This window comes from Roseibium sp. SCP15 (assembly GCF_040329435.1).
Classification (GTDB): domain Bacteria; phylum Pseudomonadota; class Alphaproteobacteria; order Rhizobiales; family Stappiaceae; genus Roseibium.
The window spans coordinates 97,767-115,633 of record NZ_JBDZYI010000002.1; the positions used below are offsets into that span (position 1 = coordinate 97,767).

The 17,867-nt window shown below is 57.1% G+C and carries 12 protein-coding genes; 10 read left to right on the forward strand and 2 right to left on the reverse strand.

The features are described 5' to 3' along the window. Positions 1 to 323 precede the first annotated feature (323 nt). A complete protein-coding gene (locus ABLO27_RS07800) occupies positions 324 to 4,451 on the reverse strand; it encodes a peptidoglycan-binding protein (RefSeq protein ID WP_353031845.1) in 4,128 nt (1,375 codons plus the stop codon). A 421-nt stretch (positions 4,452 to 4,872) separates the two neighbouring features. On the opposite strand from ABLO27_RS07800, the gene ABLO27_RS07805 reads away from it, so the two are divergent. The 9 genes from ABLO27_RS07805 (at position 4,873) to ABLO27_RS07845 (ending at position 15,347) form a co-directional block, all read left to right on the forward strand. Continuing rightward, positions 4,873 to 5,334, forward strand: a complete 462-nt coding sequence (locus tag ABLO27_RS07805) for a MerR family transcriptional regulator (protein ID WP_352939925.1) — start codon at positions 4,873 to 4,875, stop codon at positions 5,332 to 5,334. Between the two features lie 330 nt (positions 5,335 to 5,664). Next, positions 5,665 to 7,461 carry an acyl-CoA dehydrogenase C-terminal domain-containing protein gene (locus ABLO27_RS07810; protein WP_353031847.1) on the forward strand — a complete coding sequence of 599 codons (1,797 nt, stop codon included), beginning with the start codon at positions 5,665 to 5,667 and terminating at the stop codon, positions 7,459 to 7,461. Between the two features lie 106 nt (positions 7,462 to 7,567). Further along, positions 7,568 to 8,206 carry a glutathione S-transferase family protein gene (locus ABLO27_RS07815; protein ID WP_353031848.1) on the forward strand — a complete coding sequence of 213 codons (639 nt, stop codon included), beginning with the start codon at positions 7,568 to 7,570 and terminating at the stop codon, positions 8,204 to 8,206. 27 nt (positions 8,207 to 8,233) lie between these two features. Continuing rightward, entirely contained in the window at positions 8,234 to 9,442 is a 1,209-nt protein-coding gene (locus ABLO27_RS07820; RefSeq protein ID WP_353031849.1) for an acetyl-CoA C-acetyltransferase, read from the forward strand. Positions 9,443 to 9,445: 3 nt separating this feature from the next. Continuing rightward, positions 9,446 to 9,844, forward strand: a complete 399-nt coding sequence (locus ABLO27_RS07825; RefSeq protein WP_353031851.1) for a cupin domain-containing protein — start codon at positions 9,446 to 9,448, stop codon at positions 9,842 to 9,844. Between the two features lie 18 nt (positions 9,845 to 9,862). Beyond that, on the forward strand, positions 9,863 to 12,073 hold the full coding sequence (locus ABLO27_RS07830; protein ID WP_353031852.1) for an FAD-dependent oxidoreductase: 2,211 nt from the start codon (positions 9,863 to 9,865) through the stop codon (positions 12,071 to 12,073). Positions 12,074 to 12,230: 157 nt separating this feature from the next. Then, on the forward strand, positions 12,231 to 13,364 hold the full coding sequence (locus ABLO27_RS07835) for an AraC family transcriptional regulator (RefSeq protein WP_353031853.1): 1,134 nt from the start codon (positions 12,231 to 12,233) through the stop codon (positions 13,362 to 13,364). Positions 13,365 to 13,893: 529 nt separating this feature from the next. Continuing rightward, a complete protein-coding gene (locus tag ABLO27_RS07840) occupies positions 13,894 to 14,169 on the forward strand; it encodes a DUF6460 domain-containing protein (protein WP_353031854.1) in 276 nt (91 codons plus the stop codon). Positions 14,170 to 14,297: 128 nt separating this feature from the next. Next, positions 14,298 to 15,347, forward strand: a complete 1,050-nt coding sequence (locus ABLO27_RS07845; protein WP_353031855.1) for a hypothetical protein — start codon at positions 14,298 to 14,300, stop codon at positions 15,345 to 15,347. On the opposite strand, the gene ABLO27_RS07850 is transcribed toward ABLO27_RS07845, so the two are convergent. Beyond that, on the reverse strand, positions 15,324 to 16,316 hold the full coding sequence (locus tag ABLO27_RS07850; RefSeq protein ID WP_353033490.1) for a histone deacetylase family protein: 993 nt from the start codon (positions 16,314 to 16,316) through the stop codon (positions 15,324 to 15,326). The two genes, ABLO27_RS07845 and ABLO27_RS07850, sit on opposite strands and share 24 nt — an antisense overlap. A gap of 130 nt (positions 16,317 to 16,446) precedes the next feature. Here ABLO27_RS07850 and ABLO27_RS07855 point away from each other — a divergent pair, with 130 nt between their 5' ends. After that, positions 16,447 to 17,799 carry an MATE family efflux transporter gene (locus ABLO27_RS07855; RefSeq protein WP_353031857.1) on the forward strand — a complete coding sequence of 451 codons (1,353 nt, stop codon included), beginning with the start codon at positions 16,447 to 16,449 and terminating at the stop codon, positions 17,797 to 17,799. Positions 17,800 to 17,867 lie beyond the last annotated feature (68 nt).

Below are 17,867 nucleotides of genomic sequence, written 5' to 3' on the forward strand. Positions count from 1 at the left end.
GAAGTTAGATCAAATTGGTTAAAGACCCGTGCCAGCCACTATGTCAACCAGTCGATCATACAGTTTCAGTCCACCAGGCCAGTCAAACCGGTATCTGGAACTATATTTTTTACCGATTTGGCCCTATCGGGACCAGCGTGTTCTCATGCAGGCATGCAATCGATTACCTTGCCCCAAGACAGAATAGCCTGGAAGGATTTCAGGATTGGTTCGCTCGCCCGGCAACGAGCGATAACCCCAAATGCAACTGCCCCCGCCGGTTGACAGGGGCAGCAGATCATTTTCAGCTGAATGTTTTCGACAGTCGGGTTTCAGACAGGATTTCAGATCGCCTGACTGTTCAATTCGTCAATCAGCTTTCTGTCCACCTCGCCGGTCTCGGTCAGACCGAGACTACGCTGAAAGGCACGTATCGCACTGCGGGTGCGCGGTCCCATCTGGCCATCGGGTGTGCCGGTGTCGAAGCCCAGGTAGTTCAGCTTGTCCTGAGCTTCCTTGACCATCGCGGTGTTATCGACAGTCGTTACCGAAGCCTTGGCCGCCGGCAGCGATGCTTCATCTGCCCATGATGGCTCCAGCGTCACCTTGTTGGCTGCTGCGTCCGGTGCAGTCAGAGCGAACCCTTCGACCGCCAACCGTGCATTGGCCAGCATTTCCTGATCCATCATGTTGGCAACATCGTCGCGGCGCTTGGCAGCCTCCGGATCCCCCTGATCGGCGGCAATGGCGAACCACTTGTAGCTCGCGATCAGATCCTTATCGACGCCGATCCCGCCTGCGTAGAGTATGCCCAGATTGAAAAGGCTGTCCTTCACACCGTAATTCGCAGCCGCTTCAAACCACTTTGCGGCCGCCGCATAGTTCGGCTCACCGCCACCACCTTCAGCATAGAGAACGGCAAGGTTATGCATGGCCTTCGCATTTCCTGCTTCCGCAGCCTTCGCGTACCACGCCTTGGCTTTTGGCAGGTCCTTGTTGATACCGCGGCCCTTCTCATAAAGGCTTGCAAGACGATATTGCGCTGGCGGCAGGCCTTTGTCCGCCGCCTTCTGATACCACACGGCAGCCTTCGACATATCGGCCGGGACACCATTGCCTTCCGTGTACTTGACCCCGACCAGGAACTCAGCGGCGGGATTACCGCTCGCTGCCGCGCTGCGCAGCGCCATCGGTCCGATACCCTCCGGTGGCAGGCTTGCGATCAGGGCAGAAGGCGCATCATTCGTGGAAACAGTTTCCGGCTTGGTCGGTGTGAAGCTCGAGGGATTGCCAGCCGGTTTCTCTCCAAAGCTGCTGGCGACACCGGCGGGCGGCGCAAATGCCAGCTCAGTTTCAGAGGTTGCCGCATCACTCGCTGACGCTGGCTGAACCTTGTCCGATGCTCCCATCGGCATGGTGCGCGGCTCGTCAGTCGCCTTCGCGGTGACTTCGGGTTCCACCTTGGAAGCGACTTCGACTGCAACCGGAGCCGGGTTCGCAGAGACTTCTTCCGCCCCCACCGGCGCAGGCCCGGCCTCCGCTTCAGTTGCAGGAGCAACTTCGGTGACAGAAGCAACCGCAACTGCGGCCGCGACGGGTTCCTCGGATGCCGCAACCGGTTGTGTTTCTTCTTGCGGTGCAGCAGCGAGATCCTGCCCGCTTTCAGATGGCGCCGATACGAACCGGTAGGCCTGAAGCGTACCCATCACCAGAACAACGGCGGCAGCTGCGAACAAAATGGCACGGCGACGGCTACCGGATGCCTGAGAAGCTTCCGGTGCCGGACGATCACCGGGCAACACCTTTGCCTCTTGCGCTTCATAGGCCGCATCCGCGATATCTTCGTTGCTGAGCGCCAGATCGGTTTCGTCTGGAAGCTCGATCGTGTCCTGTGAAACTTCCGGGGCCTTGTCCTTCTTGGCGTCCTGCTCCTTTGCCTTGTCGCGCTTCAGGACGTTGCGCAACCAGCCGATACGAGCTTTGCCACGCTCTTCGTCCGCATCTTCCGGTTCTGCACTGAACTTTTGTTTCTTCTCAAGCTTTGCAGCTTCAGCAGATGCAGCCTGCGCAGCACGTCGCGCGGCGGCAATGAAATCTGCCTTGCGATCCCGCGCCCGGTTTTCCTGCCGGTCTGCTTCCGGCTCGGAAAGCGCGTTCGGCTTTTCGTCTGCTTTCGGGCTCGCAGGTTTGGTGAAAACCGGGGTTGCCTCTTCCAGGTTGAAGGGAGTGAAGCTCGCTGCCGTTGCCGCCTGCGGCTTGAGCGGACCGTCGACGCGCTCCAGATTGTCCAGCCGTTCAGTCAACGAGCCAAGGACGGACTTCACCCCATCGAATGTGTTGCGGGTTCTCTCTTCACTGCCCTCGGCGGCATCGAGAAGGCGCTTCAGGTCGCCCTGCAAGGCGTTGATGGCATCTTCGTATTGGTCGTTTCGGGCGGATGGAACGGAAGCAACTGCTTCCTGCGCTGCTTTTGTTGCAATCCCGGCAACGTCAGTCCGGGTCTGTTGCAAACCGTGCTCGATCCGTTCCAGAACCGGCGAGATCTGCTCAACATCGAGCGCTTTTACCGAATTGCTCTCGATCTGTTCTGCAAGGGCAGCAACCTTGGCGCCTAGTTGCTCGAAACGTTCGTCGTCAGACGCATCACCGCCCTTGGAAACGATCTGGGCCAGGTCGGAAATTCGCTTTTCCAGCGCGTCAGTGGACACTGGGGCCGCCACGCTCGCCCGCATGGAGCCGATCTCTTCACGCAGCTTGTCCAGATCAGAAGTTGTGACGGTGTCCTGCGGCTGGTCCAGACGCGCGGTCAGATCATTCAGCCGCTCCTGCAGTTGAGCCAGAAACTTGTTGTCCGGCCCCGCCCCGGCGCGCATGGCAGCGGCATCGAGCACAGGAACGGGCCGCGATGTTTTCTTTTCAATGGCATCGATCTTGCCGGAAATGCCTTCAAGGCGATGTTCCAGCGCCTCAAACGCCCCTGCATCAGCAGACGGCATTGGCGCCGCCTGTTCCATCCGATCCAGACGGTCAACAATCTCGTTCAGACGCTGATCCACAAGGGACAGATGTTCGTGATCGACCGGGTTCGCCCGGTCGTCCGCCATCATGCCGGCGATGTCCTCCAGGCGTCCCTGCAACCGGGAAATCGTTTCCGGCTCCGGCATGCGCTCTTCCATCGCGGAAAGACGGCTGTCCAACCCGCGCTGTTCGCGTGCCAGAACCTCCAGATCATCCAGGCGACTGGAGACGAATTTCATCCGGTCGTCGATACCTTCGACCAGGCCCTTGATGTCGATTTGCTCAACGAAGCCGCGCACTTCACGCAATTCAACCCTGAGCGGCTCAATCTCCGCATGTCCCTTGCGCTGAAGCAGCTCCTCCATTCGCTCGGCGATGGTCACCACACGGTCTTCAAGCACGATCATGTGCTCGGAACGCGGCAACGCGGCAAAGGCATCTTCGATTTCGTTCAAACGGGCAGTTACGCCCTTCAGGACCCTCGGGTCGACCGACGCCCTGGAAAGTTCATCCAATCGCTGCAGAATATGGGCATAACCATGCTCAAGCGTCTGAAGAGCGCCTTCCACATTCGTTCGTCCGACCATGTCCTTGAGATCTGCGACTTCCCTGCGGACCTCTTTCGCCAACTGGTCGTTTTTCTTGTCAGCTCTCAAGCGCTCGACCATATCGGCCAACCGGCGCAGTTCCGCGTTCTGCCGGCTTACTGTCTCATGAGTGCCGCGGGAGATGCCTCCAAGAGCGTCCCGCAACGAGCCGAGTTCTTCGCGAACCTGGTTGAGGGCCTGTTCCTGAGGTGCCCTTAGGGCGTCGATACGTCGTCCGAGGTCCTTGTAGACATGCATTGACGCATCGCGGCGAGCGCGCGCGTTCCTTGCGCTGACCGGCTGGCTGTCAAATTCGTAACCCGCACCGAAGGCGTTTTCGCTGTCTTCTTCCGGGTAATATTCCTCGGGTTCCGGGTATCCCCGGTCAGGCGCCATGCTCTCCGTGGCATAACGGTCCGGCCGGTGCGGTGACCCGGATTGAGAATGACGGAAACTTTCTCTCGGCATGTCAGCATTCACCAGACCCTTCACCTGTTCGTCCAGGCGGTCCAGTGCTCCCATGACGTCGTCCATTTTCGTTTCACGTTGAAACCTGCCTGCGTCGCGAACCGGAGCGCGCCGCTGAGCAACAGGTCGAACCGGCCGTACAGGTTCAGGTGACCGGGGCGGAACGGCATCGGATCGTTCAGACAACAACCGGTCCAGTTCATCGGCGACGGCATCCAGGTCCTCGTCATGCCTGCTTTCCAGGTGTGGATCGCCCCGTCGCCCCAAAGCTGTGGCGGTGCGGGTCAACCGCTCTATCCGGCTGCGCGCCGGTTCCCGGTGCGGCGTTTCGTAGAACCCGTCGCTTTCGTGCGCGTCACGACCGTGGCGTCCTGCCTCGTGTGTCTTCCAAGCCGGCATATCTTGACCCTGGATTTACGGCCCTCCAGGCCGCTGATTTTGCAGGCTGCTCTCATTCTCCCCCAAAGACGGAACAAGGCGCAGCGTTTTAATAGACTTTGTCGACTTAGGGTAAACAGGGCGTTAACCGGTCTTGCTAAATGCGAAAATGAACCGTTTTCGAATGAAAACCAGGGCTTTATCACCGCATTTGAGGCGAAACAGCTGACCAAGCGTTAACGAATAATGAGGACCAACGCTTACGCCACTGGACCTTAACGCAAACGTAAGCTAAATAGAGGCCAAGAAACCGGCTGATTACTGTGCACTCACATAAGTCAATAGAAACACGCTGAAGACAAATTCCTCGGCTCCGGTTTCACGGAACCGTAAAATATCAACAATGAGCCGGACAACGGCTGGAAATCGAGTACCAACTGCCATGAGCGAAGCGCTTTCAATTCTGAACGAAGACGATCTTGTGGATGTGGTGTCCGCAAGTGACGACAGCACCAAGAAAACCCAATTCACGATCGGCGACCTGGCCAAGGAATTCAGCTGCACGCTGAGGACATTGCGTTTTTACGAAGACAAGGGTCTTCTGAATCCAAAACGCGACGGCATGAACCGGATTTACAACCGCCGTGACCGTGCACGCCTGAAACTTGTCCTGATGGGCAAACGGGTCGGCTTCTCCCTTTCTGAAATCCGCGACATGCTCGACCTGTACGATCTGCGCGACGGCCAGGTCACACAGCTGCGTGTTGCCTTGTCCAAGTTCAATGAACAGATTTCGGTTCTCGAGGATCAGCGCAAGGACATTGAGCAAGCGATAGAAGAGCTTTCCAGAACAGTGGAAATCGTCTCCGGCATGCTGAAGCACAAGGAAGCCGAAGAGCGCTAACAGCTCCAGAAATTCGAATTCACCAGTCAAACGCCGGGCCGAAGGTCCGGCGTTTTTCTTTGCCTATCACGGAAAAATTGCCTTCAAACAACACCGCAACCACTTCGAGGCACCTCAGCGAATATCCTCAAAATTTCGTCATCTGAACACGAAACCGGCGATACCAACTCCCGAAAACATTCACATATGCATGTTTTGGGCATATTTTTTTGCCATCCCTTCCCTTGGGACACCACTTGTCGGAGCCAATCAAGATGGGTATATAGGGCTCAAGGTGACGTTTACGGAAACGTAAGCTACACATAAACCGGCAGATCTGGGAGGATTTCCATGCCGAGCTATTCCGCCCCCGTTGAAGATACTCTTTTTCTGCTGAAGGACGTATTTGGCTACGAACGTTATTCCAACCTGCCCGGCTTCGCCGACGCACCGATGGATCTTGTCGAGGCGATCCTGCGCGAAGGTGGCAAGTTTGCTGAAGAGGTTATTCAGCCTCTCAACCAGAGCGGTGACCAGGAAGGCTGTACACGACACGATGACGGCACGGTAAGCGTCCCCAATGGTTTTCAGGACGCCTACAAGGCCTTTTGTGAAAACGGCTGGGGAACGTTGTCCGCACATCCGGACTTTGGCGGCCAGGGCCTGCCGCACACGCTGGCCACCATCTTCAATGAATACGCTTCCTCCGCAAACATGGCCTTTTCCATGTACCCGGGACTGACGGCTGGCGCGGTCGCTGCCCTGACGCTTCACGGAACAGAAGACCAAAAACAAACATACCTGCCAAACATGATCGCCGGCACGTGGACCGGCACCATGAACCTGACCGAACCGCATTGCGGTACCGATCTCGGCTTGATCCGCACAAAGGCCGTGCCGCAGGCAGACGGAAGCTACAAAATCTCGGGGACGAAGATCTTCATTTCCGCCGGTGAGCACGACATGGTGGACAACATCATCCACCTGGTGCTCGCGCGCATCGAGGGCGCGCCGGAGGGGACCAAGGGAATTTCGCTCTTCGTCGTTCCCCGAAACGAAATCGGTGACGACGGTTCTGTCGGTGAACGCAACGGCGTTTCCTGCGGGTCCATCGAGCACAAGATGGGTATTCACGGCAACGCGACTTGCGTCATGAACTACGACAACGCCCGCGGCTGGCTGGTTGGCGAGGAGAACAAGGGCCTGAGAGCCATGTTCACCATGATGAACGAAGCCCGCCTTGGCGTTGCCGTTCAAGGACTTTCCCAGTCAGAGGTGGCCTACCAGAACGCGGTGACCTACGCGAAGGACCGCCTTCAGGGACGCTCGTTGACCGGACCGAAAGACCCTGACAAGCCAGCAGATCCGATCATCGTTCACCCTGATGTCCGACGCACGCTCATGTCGATCCGGGCATTCAACGAAGCCGCGCGCGCGTTCATCATCTGGACCGCGTTGCATGGCGACGTTTCCCACCGGTCCGACGACGAAAGCGCAAGACAGTTCTCCGACGACATGATGGGTCTGATGACCCCTGTGCTGAAGGGGGTTCTGACGGACACTGGATTTGCCAATGCAGTGAATGCACAGCAGATGTATGGCGGACACGGCTACATCGCCGAATGGGGCATGGAGCAGTTCGTGCGCGATGCCCGCATCGCCATGATCTACGAAGGCGCCAACGGCATTCAGGCACTCGACCTGGTGGGGCGCAAGCTGCCCGCCAACGGTGGCCGCGCAGTCATGAGCTTCTTCAACGAGGTCAACACCTTCCTGAAAGAGAACAAGGACAACGATGACCTTGCCGGCTTCACCGGCCCGTTGAAGAAGGGGGCCGATGACCTGCAGGCGGCGACCATGTGGTTAATGAACAACGCCATGAAAAATCCGGACAATGCAGGTGCTGGATCGGTCGACTACATGCACCTCTTCGGTCTCGTCGCGCTTGGTTACATGTGGGCGAAAATGGCCAAGACCATCAAGGAGCAATTGGCGCAGGGCGCGGGTGACAAGACTGACTGGCTGGAAAACAAACTCACCTTCGGCACCTTCTTCATGGAACGCACCATGCCGGAAACCGCAGCGCATCTGGCCCGGATCTCATCCGGCTCGGATACGCTCATGTCACTGGACGCCGACGCGTTCTGATCTCGCCCGGCCTGGCTTGTTCCGGGCCGGAAATCAACCCAAGCAAATATGAAACTCCCGGTGTAGGCTCGCTCCGGATTCGATTTGTCAGGGAGATTTTCAAGTTATGGCTGAATACGTTCTTCATTGCATGGCGCAGTCGGGACACTCTTACAAGGTGGCCCTGATGCTGGAGCTGTGCGGAGCAGACTGGGAGCCGAGGTGGGTCGACTTTTTCAACGGAGAAACCCGCACCGAAGAATTCCGCAATACCTTGAACGAAATGGGAGAAGTTCCTGTTCTCGTTCAGGGAGATAAGATTCTGACGCAGTCCGCTGTCATCATGGACGACCTGTTCGGAACGTTCGGCAAGTTCGGCTGGGACAACGACGATGAACGCCGGGAAGTACTGCGCTGGACAATCTTCGACAATCAGAAGGTCTCCGGTGTCATCGGCCCGCTCCGCTTTATGCGAACGCTGATCAAGACCGGTGAAAACGATGTCACCGGATTTCTGGATGGCCGGGCGCAATCAGCGCTTTCCATCCTGAACAAGCACTTCTCCAAAAACGAGTTTGCCATCGGCTCTAAACCGACCAGCGCCGATCTCTCGTTGTGCAGCTATCTCTACTACGACGGCGAACTCGGAATCGATTTCGCACGCTATCCACATGTCACCGCCTGGTTGGACCGGATCAAGTCCCTGCCCGGCTGGAAGCACCCTTATGACCTGATGCCCGGCCACCCGATGCCGGATGCAAAATGATGCTGATCTGATCTAGAGGAGGATCTGATGCCTGAAGCCTATATTTATGATCATGTGCGGACCCCGCGCGGCCGCGGCAAGAAGGACGGTGCCCTGCACGAAGTGCCGTCCGTTCGCCTTGCCGCAACCGCACTGGAGGCTATCCGCGACCGCAACAACCTCGACACTGCCAGGGTGGACGACGTTGTGTTGGGTTGCGTGGATCCGGTCGGGGAAGCAGGTGGCGATATCGCCCGAGCCGCTGTCTTCGCCGCTGATTATGATACTTCGGTTCCCGGCATGCAGATCAACCGCTTCTGTGCCTCCGGGCTGGATGCCGTCAACATGGCATCCGCCCAGGTCATGGCGGGTCAGCACAAGCTGGTCGTTGCCGGGGGCGTGGAAAGCATGAGCCGGGTCGGCATCGGCGCTTCGGGTGGCGCCTGGCCAATCGAACCACAGGTCGCCATCCCGTCCTATTTCATGCCTCAAGGTGTCTCGGCCGACCTGATCGCGACGAAATACGGCTTCAGCCGGGACGATTGCGACGCCTATGCGGTGGAAAGCCAGAAACGTGCCGGGAAGTCATGGGAAGAAGGACGATTTTCCAAATCCGTCGTCCCGGTGAAAGACATCAATGGCATCACGATCCTTGACCGCGATGAACATATGCGGCCGGAAACAGACATGCAGTCCCTCGCCTCGCTCAACCCCTCCTTTGAGCTGATGGGCAGCATGGGTGGCTTCGACGCGGTCGGCATTCAGGCACATCCGGAGATCGAAGCTCTCAAGCACGTTCACCATGCAGGCAACTCTTCAGGCATCGTCGATGGTGCGGCGGCAGTTCTTATCGGCTCCAGCACGGCCGGCCGTTCCTCCGGCCTGAAAGCCCGTGCACGGATCAAGGCCTTCGCCAATATCGGTTCCGAGCCGGCGCTCATGCTGACCGGCCCTGTCGATGTGACCGAAAAGCTTCTGAAAAACGCCAAGATGGAGATGAAGGACATCGACCTCATCGAAATCAACGAAGCCTTTGCCTCGGTTGTTCTGCGCTACCAGCAGGCCTTCGACCTCGACCCGGAAACCGTCAACGTCAACGGCGGTGCGATTGCCATGGGCCATCCACTCGGAGCAACCGGGGCGATGATACTCGGCACCGTGCTGGACGAACTGGAACGTCGCGACCTCAATACAGCGCTCGTTACCCTTTGCATCGGGGCCGGCATGGGAACCGCGACAATCATCGAGCGGGTCTGAACCATGATTAACAACATCGACCGGGAATTTGCGCAGATCACCGACTACTGGTCGCCCCGAGTGGTGGCGGACGTCAACGATCAGAGCGTCAAGCTCGCCAAACTGAAAGGCGAGTTCGTCTGGCATGACCATGAGGACGAAGATGAATTGTTCTTCGTCGTCAAGGGCAGTGTGACCATTCAGTACCGAGACCGGGACGACGCCGTTCTGGGTGCGGGCGACATGCACGTGGTGCCGAAGGGCGTTGAGCATAACCCGATCGCGAAAGACGAATGCTGGGTGATGTTGTTTGAACCCGCTGAAACCAAACATACGGGCGACGTGGTCGTGGAAGGCACAAAGTCGGCAGCGCAACAGCGCGCCCACTTGCAGCCGAACAGCACACGTTCCACCGGCGCCTGACCCGAGGAGGATTTTCAAATGAGTTACAAGAACTTCACCGTTGAGACCGACGACGACGGCATTGCCCTGATCACCTGGGACATGCCGGAAAAGTCCATGAATGTGATCGACCTCACCGTCATGGATGAGCTCGACGCGATTATCGACCAGATCGCCGGTGACGATGCCATCAAGGGTGCAGTCATCGCTTCAGGCAAATCGGCTTTTTCCGGTGGCGCTGACCTGACCATGCTGGAAGGTCTTCTGAAAGACTTCCACACGAAGCGCGCGCAGGACCCGGAAGCTGCCGCCAAAGCGCTTTTTGACGGTTCACGCAAACTGACGCTCGTCTATCGCAAACTGGAAACATGCGGCAAACCGTTTGTTGCTGCCGTATCCGGCACCTGCATGGGCGGCGGAACCGAGCTCGCCCTCGCCTGCCATGGCCGCGTCGTTGACGAAGGTCTGAAGATGGGCCTGCCGGAAGTGAAGGTGGGACTATTCCCGGGAGCCGGAGGAACGCAGCGCGTCATGCGCATGACTGACGGTCAGCAAGGTATGCAGTTCCTCCTCCAGGGCCGCACCTTGCGGGCGCCACAGGCCAAACAGATGAAGCTCGTCGATGAGGTGACCGGCACGAAAAGGCTGGTCGCAGCTGCGAAGAAAATGCTGAATGCCGGTGTCGACCCGGTCAAGGACTGGGACAAGAAGGGCTACAAGTTGCCGAACGGCAAGATCTATTCGCCCGCCGGGTTCCAGTTCTGGCCCGCCGCGAATGCGATCTACCGCCGTGAGACGTTCGACAACTATCCGGGTGCTCGCTATCTGCTGCATTCGGTCGTTGAGGGTCTGCAATTGCCGATGGATCTCGCCCTTCAGGTGGAAAGCCGGTACTTTGCCAAAGTGCTGCAGACGCCTGAAGCTGCCAACATGATCCGCTCGCTGTTCGTGTCCATGCAAGAGCTGAACAAACTGGCGCGCCGTCCGCTCGACCAACGCCCGAACAAGATCAAGAAGGTCGGAATTCTGGGTGCGGGCTTCATGGGAGCCGGTATCGCCTACGTCACGGCGCAGGCCGGTATTGACGTGGTGTTGATCGACCGCGATCAGGACGCTGCTGACAAGGGCAAGGCACATTCCGACGAGTTGATCACCAAAGCGATCAAGCGCGGACGGGCTACAGAAGAACAGAAGGAAAAGCTTCTCTCCAAGATCACCGCAACCGTCGACTACGAGGCTCTTGCCGACTGCGACCTGGTGATCGAAGCGGTCTTCGAAGACCGTGAGATCAAGAAAACCGTCACGGAAAGGGCCGAGGCGGTGATGAAGTCGCGCGCGATCTTTGCCTCCAACACGTCAACCTTGCCGATCACTTCGCTTGCACAAGCCTCCAAGCGGCCGAAGAATTTCATCGGCATTCACTTCTTCTCGCCGGTCGACAAGATGATGCTGGTGGAGGTGATCCTCGGCAAACGCACGTCGGACCGGGCGCTGGCCATGGCGCTGGACTACATCAAGGCCATCAAGAAGACACCGATTGTCGTCAACGACAGCCGCGGTTTCTACACATCCCGCGTGGTGATGACCTACATCCGTGAAGGTTTGATGATGCTGGCTGATGGCGTGCCGGCCGCGATGATCGAAAATGCCGGCAAAATGGCAGGTATGCCTGTTGGTCCGCTTTCCCTGGGTGATGAAGTGGCTCTCGACCTTGCCTGGAAGATCGTCTCCGCCACCCGCAAGGACCTTGGTGTGAAGTATGTCGAAGGACCACTGGACAACATCCTTGAGGAGATGGTGGTCAAGCAGGAACGCTTTGGCCGCAAGAACGGCAAGGGCTTTTACGACTACAAAGGCAAGGACAAGAGCCTCTGGCCCGGAATTCCGGATGTCACCGGCCAGCCGAAGTCTGCCGACAGCTTCAACATCGAGGAACTGAAGCAGCGCCTTCTGGTCATGCAGGCACTGGAGACAGCCCGCATCTTTGAGGAAAAGTGCCTCACGGATGTCCGAGAAGCCGATGTCGGTTCAATTCTGGGCTTCGGTTTTGCCCCCTATAGCGGGGGAACGCTCAGCTATATCGACACGATGGGCACCCCTGCTTTTGTTGAACTTTGCAAGAAATTCACTCGTAAATGGGGTCCAAGGTTCAAGCCCAACAAGCTGTTGCGCGAAATGGCCAAGGAAAACGCAACCTTCTACGGAAAGTTTCCGCCGAAAGCCGAAAAGCCTGCAAAAGAAGCAGCTTAGGGAAAATACTTACACCGCCTCCCCCGGGAGGCGGTATTTTTATACTTTCGTATATTCAGCAGAATAGATGTTAGCAATTTGTGCTACAACTTGATCCACGCTGACTTGTCATGCAAATTTCCCTAAAGATAGGTGCACGGGTCGGCTGGAGAACTGAATGCCGCTTGAAGGCGAATGGGCGCGCGCGGATGTTTTCCGTGTTCTGCGTGATACTTGTTCAAATGTGGATTTGGACTGGCCGCATATCGCCCAATTGTACAACTTCGAACTTGCCAGCCTGGAAGATCCCGAGGGTATCGTGCCGATAACCGCATGGCACGGCGTGTTTGAGCATGTGGCGGGCGAACTGGGCGATGATGCCGCCATGTTCGACCTGTTCAACAATATCGATATCGGCTGCTTTTCCATCTTCGACTACCTGTTTGCCTGCGCCCCTACCCTGCGGGATGCCTGCCAGGCCTGGGTCAAATTCATCCCCATCAGAACCAATGCCTACCGGATGATCTTCACCGAAACGGAGACCAGCGGATATGTCGAATGGCCTATACTGGAAGGCCGGGGAGATTGGCGGCAAAACATGTTTGCCCGGGTTGGCTGGGCAACAAGGCAGCTTGAGCATGCCCTTGATATGCAGGTCCCTCCGGTGTTGATCGAACTGGCGGCCACCCCACCTCAGAACACGTCGGTGTTTCAGAAGAAATATCAGGGCAGGTTGAATTTTGGAGCACCGCATAACCGAATTTCATTCCCCCGCTCCCTGCTTTCTCGCCCTTTGCGGCGAAACGATGCGCATCTTTACGAGATCATTCTCAGAGCCGCATCAGGAGAGATGGACAAGTTTGGGCAGATGGAATCGCCGCTGTCGCGAATTGCGAATGAGGTCGCATCCAATCTCTCGCATGGCGCTTGTACGCTTCCGCAAATCTCTGCAAAACTGGGAATGTCGCAACGGGCTGTTCAGCGCCTTCTGGAAAAGGAAGGCACAAGCTTCCGCAAACTGAGCGAAGAGATCCGCCGGTCAGCCGCCGAGCGATATCTGCGCAGCACCGATCTCCCGATGAAGGAAATTGCTTACCTGCTTGGCTTTTCCGAGCTCAGCACCTTTTCCAGAGCTGTGAAAACCTGGTTTGGGGTCTCCCCCAGAAAAGTTCGCGAAGCGTCGCTTTCGCCCTGTCAGATGAAAACAGATCCGGACAGACTGGCTGGAGGTGTTCGAGTGGGTTCCGTATCCGCAGCGGTCAGCACTGCGCCCGGCTACATGAAGTCCAAGACGTCAGCCGATATCAAATAAGCAGGTGCAACCCGGTCGGAAGGGCATCCGGGAATTGGGGCGCGGTGACGGTCTCGGGCATACCATCGCCGCGCCTAAGATCGATCATTCAGGTTTGCAGACACTCAACACTTCCGTTTCAGCATCCGCCTCGTGCCAGCAACCTCTTGGCAGCGCAATTGAAGCGCTTCATGATCCAGCTGACATCGGACCTACCCCGCAATGTGATTTTTTCGTTGCCAACCGCGCCAAAAACACTGAATTGGAAGTCTGTCTTTCACCACGGGTAGAGGCAGCACCCGCGCGATCGCAAGTGGGTTTGCGCTCGGGCCGGATGGTGCTGACCTGACCTCATTCATACACCAGCACGCAGGTGGTGTCTTTGGCTGGAAACGAGAGGGAATTAGCTTTTTGCGACAAGTCGTCTATCGGAAAGGCGCTTTAACTGTCCATATTACCAATGGCCCAGGACCGAACACATTGTAATTGACGTGCAACATTCCTAACTTCCCGCTAGGAGATACACGATCCAGACAATCAGGAGACAAAGATGTCGGACTCCGGCTTTAGCCGATTTTTGGGGGGCTCGCCTGCGCAAGTGTTGTTGCGACTGGTGTTCCTTTCCTTTGTTGTCGGGATCGTACTTTCCGCCCTGAACCTCGATCCACTCGACCTGGTTCACATGACGATCAACTTTGTCGAGCGGCTTTGGGACATGGGCTTCCATGCCATTGGACGTCTCGGGAACTACCTGGTGATTGGTGCGATCGTGGTTGTTCCAATCTGGCTCGTTTCGCGACTTCTGGCGATGGGGAAGTCCAGATAACCTGACATCCCGGCGCTCTTCAGCGCCGGTGCTCCTGCCCCAGAAACAACCGATGCGCGAAATTAAGACTTTCTTAACCAAGATTAAGAAGTATTAGGCATACCTTCCCGAGCCGTCGCAGGCCAAGTATGTCGATCTTTTCAGTTCTTCAAAGTTCCAGCCGCCAACAGTTCAATTTGCGCAGTGGCACTGCCGCGCAAGATAACTCGAGACACCTGGCCACAGCAGAAAGCCTGACCAAGGCAATAAGTTCTTCCGGAAAGAGCACTGCGGAAGCGGAAGAAGCAGCCAAATCCCTGTTTGAAAGCTACAAGGAAGCATCTGATCTCAGCAGCAGCCTGTCGCGATCCGTCAAGGACAACCAGGACACGATGCGCAAGCAGCGTGTCGAAAGGATGCAGCAGCGCATCAAGCAACTGAAGGAGATGTTGCGGTTCGCAACGCCTGAGCAGGCCAAACGGATGCTCAAGGAACTCAAGCAGATTTCAAAGGAGTTCAAAACCGCTTCACAGGACCTGAACAAGGCTGGTCAGGGACAGGGACCCGGAGCCCTTTCTTCGACGACCACTGGCTCGGCAAGTGCCATCAGTTCTGTGATAGAGGCGGCGACCGGAACCGGCACGATCGCCGAAACCCAAAGCGCAACAGCAGTCAACGCCTCAACATTGCATACAGAAGCAGCCGGCACCACAAGCTCGCTCAACACAGGCTCTCACTCCAACGCCGGAAACAGCAATCAGGATGAAGAAAGCCAAACATCGTCCGGAACCACCCTTTCGAACCCGTCTGCCGATCAAGAGAAGAAGGCCGACGAGGACGCAGCAGCGTTTGACGTGAAAACGGCGGTCCAGGCGTATACCGACAGGCTGAACGAGAGCGACAGTGCTCACCGCCAGAACCGAACGGCACGGATGCAGGAGGAGCATGAAGAACTCGGCAAGATTGCCAAAGAAATCAAGCTGCTTGCAGACCGTCTGGAAAGTCTGGCGAAGAAGGACGACGACGAGGCGAAAAAAGACCTGAAGGATGTCAGAGACGATCTGAAAGACGGTCTTGAAGAATTGAATGACCCCGGTTTGAAAAATGCTCTCGGCCTGGGAGCCGGAGGTTCCACAGCTTCTGCATCAACGGTTTCGAGCACCTCTATAAACGTCTCAATTTCCCAGATAGTCGTCTGATACGACCATCCGGTCCTTCAACCGAACTGAAAGCCTCTCTCCCGCGCTCACACTCGAGCTGGCATCCATCGCGACGGCTCGTGCTGTTCTGTGAAGTGTGACGTGCCGGTCTGCGAGTTCTTCGATATCGGTCGAGTAGCCTCCTCCAAGAACCCCTGCCAGTGGCAGGCCGGCGTTCCTGACCGTTTCAATCACGGTACGATCTCTGCGTCTCAGCCCTTCGCGGGTCAAGGCAAGCCGGCCCAGACGATCATCAACGTAAGGGTCAACGCCTGCATTGTAGAAGACCAGGTTCCAGTTCTCCTTGCCGAGCAGTTCCGGCAAGACCTGTTCCAGGTGCTTCAGGTAAGCTTCATCACCGGTAAGATCCGGCAGACCGATGTCGAGATGTGAGGGAACCTTCCGAACCGGATAGTTTTTCGCCGAGTGCATGGAGAACGTGAACACGTCGCCGTCCCCCTGGAAGATATCTGCGGTTCCGTCTCCCTGGTGAACATCAAGGTCAATGACCAGTGCCTTGCGGATAGCTCCGTCCGCCTGCATGACCCTGATCGCGACCGCGACATCGTTGAACACGCAGAAACCGGCTCCGTGGCGCCATCTGGCGTGATGGCTGCCGCCTGCCGTGTTGCAGGCAATTCCGTGCTCCAACGCCAGATATCCGGTCAGAACCGTGCCGCCTGTCGCACAGCGTGCCCTCAACGAGATGTCTTCGCGCATCGGAAATCCGATTTCACGCACGATTTTCTCCGGCACGTCGGCATTGAAAACCTGATCGACGTAAACGGGATCATGCGCGAGTGCGACCCATTCGAAAGGAGCCGGCCTTGGACGAAAAAACGATCCCTCATCAAGCAGGTTCTCCTTGCGAATAAGATCGGCAACCGCACGAAACTTATCCATGGGAAACCGATGATTTGCAGGAAGGTCGGCACAATACGCCGGGTGATAAACAATCGGAAGCATCATTGCGCGCAATATAAGGCACTCATTTCGTGAGGAAAGCCCGACCGTCTCAATGCTTTGAAAGAAGCAAGAAAACAATTGACGAACCCGATGCGCTGGACAAAAAGGGCTGCTGTTTCAAAGTGAGCCAATCATGTCCAGTTCTCTTGCAACCCAAAAGGCAGCAGGGCAAGCATTTTCGGTGACGCACCGCTCGGTGCTCGCCATTGCTGTGCCGATGACCCTTGGCTATCTGTCGACGCCGCTTCTCGGTGTTATCGACATGGCTGTGATCGGTCGGCTCGGCGATGCGGCCCTGCTCGGTGGCATCGCGATGGGTGGCATCATTTTCGACCTGGTTTTCACCGCGTTCAATTTCCTGCGCTCAGGAACGACCGGGCTGACAGCACAGGCCCTGGGTGCCCGCAACGAGGAAGAAATCAAGGCAACGCTCCTGCGTGCCCTTGTTGTTGCTGCAATCGGTGGGATCGCCGTGATCGCAGTTCACGCGCCCGTGCGGGATGTCGGATTATGGTTTCTCGGGGGCAGTGCCGATGTTCAATCCGCAACCAGCCGCTATTTTGACATTCGGGTGCTTAGTGCGCCGTTTCTATTGGCAAACTATGCGATTTTGGGCTGGTTCATCGGCCGCGGTCGCGCCGGGACCGGTCTGGCGTTGCAGCTTTTCCTCAACGGTTTGAACATCGGCTTGAGCATCTGGTTTGTCATCGGCTTGAACTGGAGCGTTGAAGGCGTCGCGCTGGCGACTGTTCTGAGTGAAATCATGGCAACAGCCCTCGGTCTGGTTCTGGTGTTAACGAGCGTAAAGAAAGGCTCGTGGCCGCCAGCGTCGATCATATTCGATCGCCGCCTGCTGTTGCGCATGATGGCTCTCAACCGCGATATCATGATCCGGTCCTTTGCCCTTCTGTATGCCTATGCCTTCTTCATGGCGCGCTCCGCAGATCAGGGTGATGCCGTATTGGCGGCCAACGCGGTACTGGAAAAGTTCATCCTCGTGTCCGGATACTTTCTGGACGGCCTGGCAACCGCAGCTGAACAGCTTTCCGGGCGCGCTGTCGGAGCGCGGTACAGGCCGGCTTTCGACCGGACGCTAAAGCTGACTGCTCTCTGGAGCTTTGTCATGGCCGGTATTCTCGCCGCAATCTACTCCGTTGCCGGACCCGCAATGATAGATTTCATGACCACTGCACCCGAGGTGCGCGCACTCGGCTACACCTATCTGATCTGGGCAATCATCGCACCGCTTCTTGGCGTCCTGGCCTTTCAGATGGATGGCGTCTTCATCGGGGCAACCTGGTCGGGGACGATGCGCAACATGATGCTGCTGTCCCTCGCCGTGTTCATAGCGGCCTATTATGTGCTCTTCCCGATCCTGGGAAATCACGGACTGTGGATCGCGCTGGAGCTCTTTCTGGGACTGCGTGGCATAAGCCTGCTTGCAGCCTGCCGGAAACGTGCTGACCGGACCTTTGCCGCTGCCTAGAAAGCAGCTGCCACCACTTGTCGGATTGGACACCCACCGCCCTTCCCGGTGCAATCCGGACAGGGTTG